Annotated in this window: 12 protein-coding genes, 4 tRNA genes and 1 riboswitch; of the genes, 3 read left to right on the forward strand and 13 right to left on the reverse strand. The window is 41.3% G+C overall.

The genetic code is table 11. The annotated features are described in order from the left end of the window. Positions 1-53 precede the first annotated feature (53 nt). Positions 54-207: riboswitch (FMN riboswitch) on the reverse strand. A 170-nt stretch (positions 208-377) separates the two neighbouring features. Further along, positions 378-2,219, forward strand: coding sequence for a DUF2157 domain-containing protein (locus tag LXF01_RS04575; RefSeq protein ID WP_233945083.1), 1,842 nt, complete (start codon positions 378-380; stop codon positions 2,217-2,219). Then, on the forward strand, positions 2,216-2,839 hold the full coding sequence (locus LXF01_RS04580; protein WP_233945084.1) for a GDYXXLXY domain-containing protein: 624 nt from the start codon (positions 2,216-2,218) through the stop codon (positions 2,837-2,839). Before LXF01_RS04575 ends, LXF01_RS04580 begins: the two co-directional genes overlap by 4 nt. Before the next feature lie 123 nt (positions 2,840-2,962). On the opposite strand, the gene panD is transcribed toward LXF01_RS04580, so the two are convergent. From panD to LXF01_RS04635, 11 genes are all read right to left on the reverse strand, one after another. After that, the gene (gene panD, locus LXF01_RS04585; protein WP_078192181.1) at positions 2,963-3,343 is read right to left on the reverse strand and encodes an aspartate 1-decarboxylase; all 381 of its coding nucleotides are present in this window, start codon (positions 3,341-3,343) and stop codon (positions 2,963-2,965) included. 150 nt (positions 3,344-3,493) lie between these two features. Further along, positions 3,494-4,069, reverse strand: a complete 576-nt coding sequence (gene pth / locus LXF01_RS04590) for an aminoacyl-tRNA hydrolase (protein WP_168378106.1) — start codon at positions 4,067-4,069, stop codon at positions 3,494-3,496. A 20-nt stretch (positions 4,070-4,089) separates the two neighbouring features. After that, entirely contained in the window at positions 4,090-4,386 is a 297-nt protein-coding gene (rplY, locus tag LXF01_RS04595) for a 50S ribosomal protein L25 (RefSeq protein ID WP_078192179.1), read from the reverse strand. A gap of 98 nt (positions 4,387-4,484) precedes the next feature. Continuing rightward, positions 4,485-5,438, reverse strand: a complete 954-nt coding sequence (locus tag LXF01_RS04600; protein ID WP_078191360.1) for a ribose-phosphate pyrophosphokinase — start codon at positions 5,436-5,438, stop codon at positions 4,485-4,487. 37 nt (positions 5,439-5,475) lie between these two features. Continuing rightward, a tRNA-Gln gene (locus LXF01_RS04605) sits at positions 5,476-5,550 on the reverse strand. A 91-nt stretch (positions 5,551-5,641) separates the two neighbouring features. Continuing rightward, positions 5,642-5,716, reverse strand: a tRNA-Gln gene (locus LXF01_RS04610). A 28-nt stretch (positions 5,717-5,744) separates the two neighbouring features. Next, positions 5,745-5,819 (reverse strand) — tRNA-Gln (locus LXF01_RS04615). Positions 5,820-5,857: 38 nt separating this feature from the next. Further along, positions 5,858-5,932: transfer RNA gene (locus LXF01_RS04620), tRNA-Gln, on the reverse strand. 3 nt (positions 5,933-5,935) lie between these two features. After that, the gene (ispE, locus tag LXF01_RS04625; protein ID WP_233945424.1) at positions 5,936-6,775 is read right to left on the reverse strand and encodes a 4-(cytidine 5'-diphospho)-2-C-methyl-D-erythritol kinase; all 840 of its coding nucleotides are present in this window, start codon (positions 6,773-6,775) and stop codon (positions 5,936-5,938) included. Positions 6,776-6,803: 28 nt separating this feature from the next. After that, positions 6,804-7,382 carry a lipoprotein insertase outer membrane protein LolB gene (gene lolB / locus LXF01_RS04630; RefSeq protein ID WP_180083771.1) on the reverse strand — a complete coding sequence of 193 codons (579 nt, stop codon included), beginning with the start codon at positions 7,380-7,382 and terminating at the stop codon, positions 6,804-6,806. 9 nt (positions 7,383-7,391) lie between these two features. Then, a complete protein-coding gene (locus LXF01_RS04635; RefSeq protein WP_180005451.1) occupies positions 7,392-9,104 on the reverse strand; it encodes a hypothetical protein in 1,713 nt (570 codons plus the stop codon). A 78-nt stretch (positions 9,105-9,182) separates the two neighbouring features. Here LXF01_RS04635 and hemA point away from each other — a divergent pair, with 78 nt between their 5' ends. Next, positions 9,183-10,466, forward strand: coding sequence for a glutamyl-tRNA reductase (gene hemA / locus LXF01_RS04640; protein WP_233945085.1), 1,284 nt, complete (start codon positions 9,183-9,185; stop codon positions 10,464-10,466). Between the two features lie 55 nt (positions 10,467-10,521). Here hemA and LXF01_RS04645 read toward each other — a convergent pair whose 3' ends face one another. Together LXF01_RS04645 and LXF01_RS04650 are read right to left on the reverse strand one after the other, a co-directional pair. Then, positions 10,522-12,450: a DNA primase gene (locus LXF01_RS04645; RefSeq protein WP_233945086.1), complete on the reverse strand. Its 1,929-nt coding sequence runs from the start codon at positions 12,448-12,450 to the stop codon at positions 10,522-10,524. 221 nt (positions 12,451-12,671) lie between these two features. After that, entirely contained in the window at positions 12,672-13,655 is a 984-nt protein-coding gene (locus LXF01_RS04650; RefSeq protein ID WP_180065829.1) for an outer membrane protein assembly factor BamD, read from the reverse strand. Positions 13,656-13,657: the final 2 nt, after the last annotated feature.

A 13,657-nucleotide genomic window follows, 5' to 3' on the forward strand; every position in this document is an offset into this window, starting at 1 on the left:
AAATAGTGGCGTTACGATATATATTGAAAATGATCAATGATATAGAGATGTGACGTCGTCTTCTTTCATCCGGACTATACCGTCGGCTCAGGTATTGCACCTGATCTGCGAATCGCGTTTAAACGATTGGCTCGTGGGCTTTTTGTAGGGCTTTCAACCCAGCAAATTTACCACCGGTGGGGAATTTCACCCCGCCCTGAAGCGATGTGTCTTGAGTATAGACCTGTTTGTGTGGTGATGGGGGATTATTGTGTAGAATCATTTGCAAAATTTTAGATAAGTAAAGTTATAAGATTGGATTTGTAAGCATTTATATAAAGTGTGTCAAAGCATGCTATCGTGCCGATAAATCAACCATGATTGCATAATGATAAAAAATGACGCTTCCTCAGCATTCTCAGCAGCAGAATATAAAGCTGCATCATTCACAGTTAGATCAAGAGTTTTCAACAGATCTGTTCCAAGATGTACAGGTTATTCGGTATCTGCAAGTAATCGGTGTTGCACTGATAGCAGCCAGTTTCGTGTATTTGATCGCGGCAAACTGGTTGATGTTGCCAAAATTCATTCAATTGGCAATTCCAATGTTGCTGTTAGTACTTAGTGCTGTGACGAGTGTATATTTTGCAAGTCGTGTTTGGATTCAGCAAAGTTTAGATACTTTAAGCGGTTTGTTGCTTGGATTGTGTTTGGCTGTGATTGGGCAGGTCTATCAAACAGGTGCAGACAGTTATCTGTTGTTTTTGGTGTGGGCTTTGCTGCTTTTACCTTGGTTATATCGACCGAATATCGGAGTCTTTACGCTACTGTGTTTGATCAGTCAATTGGCATTATTTTTATATTTTAAACAAAGCTATTTAATCGTTGATCATTCATGGTGGTATTTACTCTGCATGAATATATTGACGGTAATATGTGTGACGTTTTGTTTGAAATATTATGCTGCACTGCGCTTTGTATTTATTGCATTCATTACATTAATGTCGATGTATTGCATGTTTTTATACTGTGGAAATGGGGTAGATCAGTATCAATGGCAATATTTAATTTTTGCCTTGTTGCTTCCAATTTATCTGATTATCTATTTTTATCGACAACAGCGTGCATTAGAAACCAGTTTACAAACTGCGGGTCTTGCCGCGAGTTTCAGTATTTTGATTTTCCAATGGGCAGAACATATTTTATCTGACTCGAGTGCAGGATTGTTGGTTTTTGCTTTGCTGATATTTGCTTGGTTTGCGGTGATCAGTTGGGCACTGATGAAATTTCTGCCACAGACTAAATTTGCGGTTATTCCTTTAGCGATTGGGGCATGGTTGGCAGGAATTATTTTATCGAGCTTATTGCTGACCTATTGGAAGGCGTTTTCGATCGTCATGGGCTTAGTTTTTGTAGCTGTGGCTTGGTGGTTGATTCGACGAGCTAAAAGTATCTTTAGTCGCCAATTTGCTTACTGCTTATGGGTATGTGGCCAATCTGCGGTCTTCATTCATACAGAGAGCTTAACCAATAGCATTTCGTTTATTTTAGTGTTGCAAATTGGCGTTATATTGCTCTGTTTATTTAGTCGAATGCATTGGTTTATTGTTTTTATTCAACTCATTGCAGGATACGGCCTTGCAGTGGTCACACTATTTGATGCCGATCTTTTTATGAGCGATGAACATGTCATCTTAGCTGTGACTGGATTGAATTATATTCTACTGATTTTCTTGCTCGGGAGTGCAACAGCTTGGTTGCACTCGATGTATCGAAAAAGTGTTGTGTTATGGATGTTATGCATCGTATTAGCGGGTGTGGTATTGCAAACTTTGTCAAATAACGTTCTACAGTTTGAACAGACCCAACATGGCGTTCTTGACCTGTTTATCGTTTATCTACTGCCTGTGGTTTGGCTTGGCCTTTACATCGCAAATCAGAAAAAACAGGCGGGGAGCGAAAAATGGCCGTTACTGCTATTGGGCCTTGTACTCATTGCGATGGGTTATTTTGAAATTTTCTTGTTATTGGTTTTATTGGCATGGGCGCAGGTTTATCAGCAATCTTTGGTTAAAGCCCTGAGCATCTTGTTGATCATTTTTAGCTTATGGATGCTGTACTACAATTTGGGTCTGAGTTTTTTATTGAAAAGTTTAACGATTTTGATCTCTGGCCTTTTGCTGCTTGGCATCACCAAGATGTTATCTGCAATACAGCTTAAACAAGTGGGAGGAGCATGATGAACATAATCAATAAAAAAATGCTTCCTATTGGGTTGGCTGTACTCAGTATTCTTTTATTTGTGCTGATGATTGCACGTCATGAATGGCATTTGGCAAACAGTCAGAGTATTTATGTAAAGTTGCAACCTGTCGATCCTCGCTCTTTGATTCAAGGGGATTATATGGCCTTGAATTATCAGCTCTACTTTGGTGGTCAGCCTTCTGAAGAGCAATCTGCCAATGGGCAGACAGCCAAAGTGAACGATGCTGAAAATTTACACCGTGACTATTTTGTCGATCAAAAAAGTATTGTGAGTTATGTGCAGCTTGATGCACAGCGTAGAGTGATTCGAACCAGTTTTAATCCAAAGTTATTGGCGCAGTATCCAAGCTCATCCACAAAACTGGTGCTCAAAAATCCTGACAATAGATTTGAGAGTTTATATCCCGCTGCGAGCAGCTTTTTATTTGCTGAAGGCTTGGAGTCGTGCTATCGCGATGCGCAATATGCAGAGCTAAAGGTACAAGAAAATGGTCAGCCTTTGTTGGTGGGTTTGGTCGGAGAGCATTTACAGCCCTTTGATTGTAAACAAAACCAAGCATGGTGGAAGGGCCCGAGAGCAGGGGAGATAAGTTGAGCTGTTGAGTTGTATGTAGTGATATGCGTCTAATACTGAATTTTTGCAGTCAATAATGCATAGTTCAGCCATAAAAAAAGCCCGCAAATTTTGCGGGCTTTTTAGAATCTTTAAATGCTTGAATTAAGCAACTTGAACTGGAATACAGTTCGCTGTGTGGTTCACAGTGTTGTTTGGGTTCGCATAGACTAAACGTGGCTTATGTGCATTTGCTTCAGCTTCTGTGAAATCGCCAAAAGTTGCGATAATCATCAAGTCGCCAATATCTGCTTGGTGAGCAGCACCGCCATTTACAGAGATAATGCCAGAACCTTCTTCACCACGAATGGCATAGGTGGTAAAACGCTTACCATTAGTCACGTTCCACATATGAATTTCTTCATATTCACGGATACCGGCTAAATCTAGAAGAATACCGTCAATTGCACAAGAACCTTCATAATGTAATTCTGCTTGTGTAACGACGCAACGGTGGATTTTAGCTTTTAATAAACGAGATAGCATGGCTAGCGTCTCCTTGGTAGACCTAAGATCGTATCTTATGGTGGAACAATCTCTTGAATGCTGGGTGAGCAGTCAAATGCAAGCGCATTTTGCTCTGAAATCATTCAGATGGCAATAAGTATTGTTCAACAATTTGTGGAATTGTCAGTTCTATTTGTAAGCGTTGATCTGGTTCATGGCTTGCTGAATCTCACCACTTACCAACAATTTAGTACGTGATAAGGCATGTGCAATAGCATCATCCATTAAGCCTTGTTCACTACTTGGTGCTTTACCTAAGACATGGCCTGAGACACGTTCTTTAGAACCAGGGTGACCAATACCAATACGTAAACGATGGAAATTTGGACCAATATGCGGGACGATATCGCGTAAACCATTATGGCCACCATGACCACCGCCAGTTTTCAGGCGAATGACACCAGGGTTCATATCAAGTTCATCGTGTGCGATAAGCATTGCTTCGGGAGCAATTTGATAGAATTTGGCGAAGGGAACAACACTTTGACCAGAGAGGTTCATAAAGGTTGTAGGTAACAGCAGACGAACGTCTTGACCTTCGATATTACCACGACCACTGATGCCTTTATATTTAGGATCAGCTTTGAGTTGGATGCCATATTGTTCTGCAAGGCGTTCTACAAACCAGAAGCCTGCATTATGGCGGGTTTGGGCATACTCAGAACCTGGGTTACCCAAACCAACAATCAGTGAAAGTTTACTCACTCATTTACACCATTTAACACTTATGCGCGTTTGAAGTCAGCGTGCATAGGAGTGTTTTTAGCTGGGTGACGTTGTAAAGCTTGGATTTTAACGCTTTCAGCTTTACCGTCAATGTTGATTTCAACAACTTCTTCAAAGAATGCGTTGTTTTCTAAAGCTTTAACAAGTTCGCGAAGTTCCAAAGTAACTGCTACAGGTTCAGCTGCACCACCGTAGATGATTGCTGGTACTTTATTTTGAAGACGAAGGCGGCGGCTCGAACCTTTCCCTTGTACTGCTTCTTCACGTGCTACTGCATTTAATACGAAGTTTGCCATGATAGACATTCCTATTTAAGTTTAATTAACTAGACCTTCGACCAGTCTAGTGATAGAAAGCCCCACCAAAAGGTAGGGCTTTTAAATTTAGCGCTATATTATAGATAAGAATCGAACATTGCGCTAATAGATTCTTCGTTGTTAATACGACGAATTGTTTCAGCAACCATACTTGCAACTGAAACTTGGCGAATCTTACCAAGAGCTTGAGCTTCTTCTGAAAGCGGAATGGTGTCTGTTACAACCAATTCGTCAATCACAGAGTTTTTCAAGTTTTCTAAAGCTTTACCAGAAAGTACAGGGTGAGTTGCGTAAGCAACAACTTTTCGAGCACCAAAAGTTTTTAGTGCGTCAGCAGCTTTACACAATGTACCTGCTGTATCCACCATATCATCAACGATGACACAGTCACGGCCTTTAACGTCACCGATCAAGTGCATTACTTGAGATTCATTCGCTTTTTGACGGCGTTTGTCGATGATCGCAAGATCGATATCACCCATTTGCTTAGCAACAGCACGCGCACGTACTACACCACCAACGTCAGGAGAAACAACCATTAAGTTGTCGTGTGACTGTTGACGAAGATCTGCTAAAAGCGCAGGAGTACCGTAGATGTTGTCTACAGGAATATCGAAGAAACCTTGGATTTGGTCAGCATGAAGGTCGATCATGACAACGCGGTCAATACCAACAGTTGTGAGCATATCTGCAACAACTTTTGCTGTAATTGGCACACGGCTTGAACGTGGACGACGGTCTTGACGAGCATAACCAAAATAAGGAATGACAGCAGTGATACGACCAGCACTTGCTCGACGCAAAGCATCAGCCATAACTAAGATTTCCATAAGGTTATCGTTAGTTGGAGCACAAGTTGGTTGTACGATGAATACGTCTTTACCACGAACATTTTCAGTAATTTCGACAGCGATTTCACCGTCAGAAAATTGACCTACAGATGCAGCACCTAGAGGGATGTGAAGGTGGCTAACGACTTTTTGGGCGAATTGTGGATGTGCAGATCCACTAAAAACGACAAGATTGGGCATGAAGCACCCTTGGCGGTTGGCAAATTGGAGAATTAGATGGCAGGGGCGGCTGGATTCGAACCAACGGATGCCGAGATCAAAACCCGGTGCCTTACCACTTGGCGACGCCCCTAATGCGGCAGAACTTTAATATTTTTACAGTATTTTGTCAAGTTGAAACAACAAAGATACTGCAAATTATGCTCTGTCTTTTTTGAAGTAAATGGCAGGGGCGGCTGGATTCGAACCAACGGATGCCGAGATCAAAACCCGGTGCCTTACCACTTGGCGACGCCCCTAAATTGATGAAATAGCGAATAAAGTAAATGGCAGGGGCGGCTGGATTCGAACCAACGGATGCCGAGATCAAAACCCGGTGCCTTACCACTTGGCGACGCCCCTAATACTTTACAGCAATTACATCTACAGGTGAAAAATGATGGCAGGGGCGGCTGGATTCGAACCAACGGATGCCGAGATCAAAACCCGGTGCCTTACCACTTGGCGACGCCCCTATATCAAACTTCAAAATGACGTAATGGTGATTCTTGCAAACTGCGAACCAAGTAAGATTTACATGGTGCATTTTTCAATATGTCATCAATATTCATATTTTCAGTCACTTCAGTAAATACACAAGCACCTGTACCTGTAAGCTTTGCTGTACCGAACTGATCTAAGTACCGCATTGCTTCATCGACTTCGGAATATAAGCTTCGTGCCACAGGCTCAAAGTTATTTCCAAAATCAGATGGCGTTTCCTGATAGCCGCAAAATTTAGTGGGCTTTGAGTCTCTTGTCAACGTTTTTTGTGAAAAAAGCAGTTGAGTGCTGATAAAACAGTCAGGTTTTAACACAATGTACTGTTTTTGAGCTAAATCTATGAATGTTAAGTGTTCACCGATACCTTCTGCCCATGCATTTAGACCATGTACAAACACGGGAACATCTGCCCCAAGTTGTAAGCCTAGTTCTGCAAGTTGTTCGGTATTTAGACCACATTTCCATAGTTGATTGAGCACGATTAGGGTGGTGGCTGCATTGGATGAACCACCGCCGAGCCCTGCACCCATCGGAATATTTTTTTCAATGTGGATTTTTTGTGCAGTCAGTGCTTTAGCAAACGGTTTGAGTATTTGAGCAGCACGATAAATTAAATTTTGCTCTAGATTAACGCTGTTTAAGCCCTCAATTTGAATAAAATTTTCATCAGCAGAATTTGCAAGTGGGTAAAATTCCATCCAATCTGATAAATCGATGAGCTGAAAAATCGTTTGTAATTCGTGATATCCATTAGGACGTCGGCCAGTAATGTGCAAAAACAAATTGAGTTTTGCAGGAGAAGGTACACGAATCATGGAAGTCATAGTTCAGCTTTTAGGCAAATTAACGATTTTGAATCACCATTGTAATACGATTTTCCTGACCGGATTCAAGTGCTTGTTTTAAAATTAACTTGTTCGGTACCGTCGCAGTCTCGTTATAGCTCAGGTCTACGGTCCAACCATCTTCAATAATCTGTTGTGGGCGCTGCGCAGTATCGCGTTGAATTTTTGCTTGTGTGGTTGCAGGGCGTGCCTGTACCCAGTCGACGAGGTGGGTAATGGGAGCTTGCCAACCGGTAGCACGCTCGAGTAATTCTTCTGGTGTTGCTGCTTCAATCAAACCGGTTTTTGCACTATTGAGTTGAACTTGACCGGGTTTACCGCTGATTTGAGTTTTTCCAACACCTAATATGCCACTCAGTTCGATATCATATTCATTGCGGTCTTGAACCCAAGTAAAAAAAGCACTTCCTGACTGTTGTGGCGTGCGCACACCAATCTTACCTTGTAAGTTGAATTGATTTGCAGCGACTTCTTCAGGGCTGGGTTGATCGGGTGTTTTAATATATTGCTGACAACCGGTAAAAAATAAAGCGCAGCAGGTCAGGGCAGATACCCCAAATTTTGAAGATACTTGCATAAAGTCTTTTTAACTCTTTTTCATGGGTTGGGGTAACAATAACGAATGTAGTTGCTCTAATTGCGGATCATTCGGATGTTTTTGTTGGAGTTGTTGTAACAACGCGTCAAATTTATTCATATCACCTTGCATGAAGACTGATCGTGCGTAGCGAATGCCAATTTTTAAACTATTACTCAGTTCATATGCTTTGGCCAAAACAGATGCAGATGTACTAAAATCATTTTGCAAATAACAAATATAACCGAACGTATCTAAAATTGAGGCTTGCTCAGGAGCATATTCTAAGGCATGTTCGACGTATTTTCGGGCTTCATCTAAGCGTCTATTTTGTACCGCCAAGGTATAGGCATATGCATTTAAATAGGTCGGGCTATTGGGTTCAATTTCAAGTAATTGTTTTAGTAATTGGTCGAGTCTATCTTTATCTTGATGGGCGTCGAGCAGTAGAACTTCGGCATAAATGAGCTCAGGATCTTCGGGCAAGTTTTTTACCGCTTCATCAAGCAAACGGACTGCTGCTTTTTTATTGTTCATGCGTTTTAAAATATCTGCCTGAGCAAGATATAAGAAACTGGCATGTTGAGGATAATTAACCCGCTCTTGGGTTAAAAAGCGCAGTGCATCATGCAGCTTATTTTGCTGGCTAAAAATGCTGATCATATTGCGCCGTGAAACTGTATAAAGACTGCCATCAACAAGGCGATAATAGGCTTTTGCCGTTTCATAATGCTGTTTGCGTTCAGCATTTACTGCGAGATAGTAATACGCTTCATTTTGGTATTTGCTTGAATAACGTAACTCCACCAAATACTTTTCGGCTTTTTCATAAAGCTCTAAGTCAATACTGGTCAAACCTGCCATAAATAGCGGTTCTTCAGCAGATGGCCATTTCTTTAGTATATCTTCGAGTTTTTCTAGACCTAATTCTGACTGATTGATTTTAATTAAATATTTTGCTTCTGCTAAGCGAACTTCCATATTGTTGCGGTGTTTACGGCTGGATTTTTCGAACCATTTTAAGGTTTCTTCTTCATCACCTAACGACATAAGTAAATTGGCTTTCATTAAGATATAACCAGTCACTTTCGGGCGTTTTTTCAGTGCTAAATTAATGGTGTCTAAGGCATCAGCAAAGGCACCATTTTGAGCTTGTAAACCTGCAACTAAGACCAAAATAGAAGGGTTGGTTTTCTCCTTGCTAGCGGTCAGTGCTTGAATCAGATAAGCGCGATCTTCCTCTGATTCAGGGGAAATACCCGCCAAAATTTGTTCTAAATCTGCATTTGGGTCAATGGTTAAAATTTTATCAAGTGTTTCGGCGGCAAGCTCATATTCATGGGCTTTCAAAGCAATATGTGATAAATAAAATAATGCTGGTACATCTTCAGGTTCTTGCACAACCCAATGTGTAGCAATATCTAAGGCTGCTTGTAAATCATTTTGCTCAATAGCAACGTTTAAAGCACGCTGTTTGACCATGGTGGATTTGCTTTTGATTGCAAGCACGGTGTAATTATGAAGCGCGGTTGGGATGTCGTTATAAGCTAAGGCAAATTCTGCAATCATACTTTGTTTAATTGCATCATATCCTGAATTTGCATGGTAAACTTCTCCCACAGCCCGAATTGGGGCAGTAGAAGCCATGCTACCAACAAGTAAGAATGTGGTAGAATACTGCTTTATTGTCTGGCCGTTCAGTCGGCTATTTGTTAGACGCAATTTTTCTTGATCCAAGTAATGCTTTTTATGACGCCGATAATGCACAATAGCATAAATTTAGCGAAATGATGATCTGATATGTCTTTCTTTGCATTGGGTGTCAACCATCAAACCGCCTCTGTAGAACTGCGCGAACAGATTGCATTTAACCCTGAAAAGTTAACAGCGCTGCTTGAACAGCAAAGCCATGCACCTGAACTCAATGACATGGTGGTGGTATCTACATGTAATCGTACTGAAGTCTATGCGATGTCTGAAAGTGCAGACATGGTATTGAATTGGCTTGCCCAATCAAATGGTATCGATGTAAAGCAATTGTCAAATCATGTGTATCGTTATGAAAATGCACAAGCGGTGACACACCTCATGCGTGTGGCTAGCGGCTTGGATTCGCTCATGCTTGGTGAGCCTCAAATTTTAGGTCAAGTCAAAACGGCTTTGTCCTTAGCCAAAGATGCCGAAACCGTTTCCCCAAATTTAAACCGTATTTTTGAATATGCCTTTTATGCGGCAAAACGTGTGCGTTCTGAAACAGCGGTAGGAAGTCATGCGGTGTCGATGGGCTATGCCGTTGCTCAGCTAGCTTTACAGGTTTTTAGTCAGCCTGAAAAATTGACGGTGATGATTGTTGCTGCTGGTGAAATGAATAGCTTGGTTGCGAAGCATTTGGCCGAAATGGGTGTGGGTAGAATTATTATCTGTAACCGTACACGTGCCCGTGCTGAAGCTTTATCCCAAGAGATTGCTCATCGTGTAGAAGTTGAAATAATTGATTTTGCAGATTTGGCAGACAATCTACATCGAGCAGATGTAATTTCAAGTTGTACCGGAAGCTTGCATCAAGTGATTTATTTTGCGGATGTCAAAGCAGCACTGAAAAAACGCCGTTATAAACAAATGCTGTTGGTCGATTTGGCTGTACCACGAGATATTGAAGCCAAAGTCGAAAGTTTAGATGGCGTTTATTTATATGGTGTCGATGACCTGCAAACTGTCATAGAAGAAAACTTGGCTCAGCGTCGCCAGGCGGCAGTTGAAGCCGAAGTGATGGTTAATCAGCTTGCGACAGATTTAATCACACAGCAAAAAGTGAATTTGGCTGGCTCGACAATTCATGCATACCGTGAACATGGTGAGTCATTGCGTCAAGAAGAACTGGCTTTAGCCCTGAATCGTCTACAAAAGGGCGAAGATGCTGCGAAGATTATGCAAGAAATGTCGCATCGTTTAACCCAAAAGCTGTTGCATCCAACCTCTATCGTGCTGCGCAATGCTGCGATGGCGGAAGATCCTGCTTATTTTGAAATGTTAGAACAAAATTTAGTTAATGTGGCTGAAAATCGCCGTAAACCAAAGAAATAAATAAGCTGATTCATTGAAAAGTATGTTGTTCACAGCTTGAACTTGAAGTTAAAACTTAATCTTCAAGGAGTGTGAGCGATCTTTTTTTATCAATATCATAAATACGTTGTTTTAAATTACGCATTTCTGCAAGGCTAGAAAACTTATTCGACTTGATCTTGAGTTGTAAGAATTGATATTGCAATTTTGTCGATAAATCTGCTGCGAGTTTATCTGCTTGTTCAGGTGATGATGTATAGTCACTGATATTGGCATGCTCTAAAATATGTTGTAATTCATGATGATGTGCTGCGCAAGCACCGAGTACATAATAGGTCGATAACTCTGGGTCATCAGGCAATTCATCAAAAATCACATTGAAAATATTTAAAACGTGATAAAGCAAGAGATCTTGTGAAACTAAGGCGCGTAAAGGCTCAAAATGAATGTAGAGATAAGGATGATTGATTAAAATCGCAATCACATATTCTTCAGCATCAATTTTTGTACTAAAGCTCAGAGACGCATCATTATTGACTTGAGGCTGCCACTTTCGGCTAAACCCTAATTTTTCACGGAAATATTGTTGTAGCAAATAACGATATGAACCACCTTTCGGCAACAGTTCAGTGAGCTGTCTGAGTTCACCCATTACCTGACTTTTACCCTCAGGTGAACTGACATTATGATTTTGCGTTAAATGTGCAAAAACAAATTCAGAAAGAAGCGGTGAGGTGTGCAGTAACCGTCGAAAATTTTCAATACCTTCACGACGGATCAATGAATCTGGGTCATGGTCATTCGGCAAAACAAAGAATTTAAGTTCACGACCATCATTCAGCAGTGGGAGGGCAATTTCGAGCGTACGTCGAGCTGCTTTTTGACCTGCGGCATCTCCATCAAATGCAATGGTAATACGGCTATTTTGCTTAAATAAAATGTTTAAATGTTCAGTATTACTGGCAGTCCCTAAAGTCGCTACAGCGCCATGAATGCCATATTGCTGTAGGGCAATGACATCCATATAACCTTCGACCATTAACCAGTCTTGTGCTTTTTGTTTGCGGCCTTCATATAAACCATAAAGTAACTGGTTTTTATGGAAAACTTCAGAGTCTGGAGAGTTGATGTATTTCGGTTTGATTTCATCATTTAAGGCACGACCACCAAAACCGACCACACGACCTTTCGCATCTCGAATCGGGAAAATCACCCGCTCGCGCAGTAGGTCAAAGTCACGACCACTGTCACTGGTTCGAATCAAACCGAGAAGTTTGAGTCCTTGGATATCTTGTGGAAAGGCTTTTTCTAGATGTTGCCAATCTTCGGGGGCATAGCCTAAACGCCAATAGGCAATGGTGTCTGCACTGAGACCCCGTTGTTTAAAATAAGCTTGACCAATTGGACTGAGCGGCAGTTGTTGCTCATAAAACTGTGCGACATTTTCCAGCAAGTCATATAAGTTTCCGTCTTGCGGCACATCTTCAAAACCACTTGTAACTTGGTCAAAGTGAGCAAACGGATCGTTCCCATAAAAGGCGTCTTCGTTATTTTGAAACTCAGCAAATGGGTCGTGTTCGAAATTTACTGCAGCAGGAGCGGTGTGTGTTTCGCCTGTTTTGGGCGGCAGAGCTTTTGCTTCGATTGCAGGTTTTTGTACAGGTTTTGGTTTAGATTCGCGTTTATATTTGAGTTTATTGGAATCGTTATTGTCTTTCGGTAGTTCAATACCCGTTTGGCTTGATAAATCCTTCATCACTTCAATGAAGTTACGGCTACCAATATCCATTAAAAAACGGATGGCATTACCATTGGCCTGACAACCAAAGCAGTGAAAATATTGTTTATCACGATAGACATGGAAAGATGGCGATTTTTCCTGATGGAATGGGCAGCATCCTGAGTAGGTGCGTCCAGTCTTTTTCAATTTCACAAATTGACCAATCACATCGACAATATCGGTGCGATCTAAAATTTGATCAATTGTATGTTGAGGAATGGCCATGCTGTTTTATCTGTCTATCTATTGAATTTGGGCAGTTCGTGAAATATGTTGAAATCAGCAATGCTGTAAGTTCAGGTGGAGATGCAGTACAGCATCGTCCATCGAACTATTGTATACCTTTTAATCTAACCGAATCTGTAGATCCTGAAAAGATAAAAGGGCAAGTATTCTAACTTGCCCTTTGTGAAAAATCGACCTTCGTTGCGACTATATTATTCAGCTTATTCTGACGACTCAGTTTTTTCGCTATGAGGACGATCCAATAAGCCAAAGCTTAAACGATTGGTTAAACTGCGTTTTTCTTCATCGGTTTCAACTACGTCTGTAGAGGTTTGCTCAGACATCGTCTGTGCTTCTTTACCGAAAATACCCAAAGTTGCACGGTTAAGGAAGCTGCCTTCACTACGTGCAGCACGCATATTGACCGTACCGTCTGACTTCACAAGTTTTGGATAGTTTAGCTTAAGCACTTCAATGTATTGCTGAGACGTGGTTTTATCACCAAGTTTGTCATAACCATAGGCTACAGTCGCTAGAGCTTCTGGAACTTGTGGCGCTTGTGGATAATGTTCGATCACCCAAAGTGAACGTTCAACAGCAGCTAACCATGCTTTACGCTTCACATTAAAACGTGCCGCATTCATTTCGCTTTCAGCCAATTCTTGACTGATGAACTTCATACGTTGTGCGGCATCGACTGCATATTCGCTCGATGGGTAGCGACGGATAAAGTCGACAAAGTTTTGATAAGCCACTTTGAGATAGCTCACATCACGATGCGATTGCTTTAAAGAAGTATAGCGAAGCAAACCGTTGTAGTTTTGCTCCATGTTTGAAACACCACGCACGTAGTACGCATAATCAACTTGCGGATGTTGTGGGTTCATTCGAATAAAACGGTCTGCAAGTGCAATCGCACCTTCATAGTCTTTTTGCTGAAACTTTACATACAATAGTTCAAGTTGTGCTTGCTGCGCATAGTTACCTGTAGGGTAGTAGGTCTCTAGAGCTTCAAGGTGTTTTGCTGCATCTGTATATTGGTTACGTTCAAGCGCTTTTTGTGCTTTTTCGATATAAATCTGTTCGCTTGATTGTGGACCTGTGTCGACCACTTCTTTCTTTGGATTACTGCTACAGCCTACCATTGCCGATGCAATGCCTATTGTTAGAGCAAGCATTGTCATTTTATATTTTGGTAGCGACATAA

It is taken from the genome of Acinetobacter sp. SH20PTE14, assembly GCF_021391555.1.
Classification (GTDB): domain Bacteria; phylum Pseudomonadota; class Gammaproteobacteria; order Pseudomonadales; family Moraxellaceae; genus Acinetobacter; species Acinetobacter amyesii.